The organism is Rhizobium ecuadorense (assembly GCF_001187535.1).
Taxonomy (GTDB): domain Bacteria; phylum Pseudomonadota; class Alphaproteobacteria; order Rhizobiales; family Rhizobiaceae; genus Rhizobium; species Rhizobium ecuadorense.
The window spans coordinates 1-343 of record NZ_LFIO01001046.1 but is presented as its reverse complement, the minus strand read 5'-3'; the positions used below and the strand labels follow the sequence as shown (position 1 = coordinate 343).

The following is a 343-nucleotide window of genomic DNA, read 5'->3' as shown; positions in this document are numbered from 1 at the left end:
GTGAGATGGTGGTGCGCGCCGAAGGCGAGACGCCATTTGCGCCTGGAATGACAGTCTGGGCAAATCCGGTCGAAGGAGCGGAACATCGGTTCTGAGGCTAACGCCTGCCCGCCGTCTCGCTCATGAGCCTGCGGAATTTCAGGCGAGAAGACGCGCGGGTTGGCCTTGGCGGATTACCAGCTCGACCGCCTGCTTGTCGAAAGTTACGAAGCTCTCGCCGCCAAGCCATGCTCCTTCATGGGCGATCACGCCATCTGCAAAATCGCCACCCGCCTCCAGCATGGCCAGTCCTGCTTCGACCGCAGGACGGTTCATCGCCACATTGCCCGCGTTGAGCAGGTCG

The 343-nt window shown here is 62.1% G+C and carries 1 protein-coding gene; it reads right to left on the bottom strand.

Features of this window, described 5'->3' with window-relative positions; genetic code table 11:
- Window positions 1-138: 138 nt before the first annotated feature.
- On the bottom strand, window positions 139-343 hold a 205-nt coding region (locus AF337_RS18815; protein WP_160320332.1), incomplete at its 5' end, for a PIN domain-containing protein.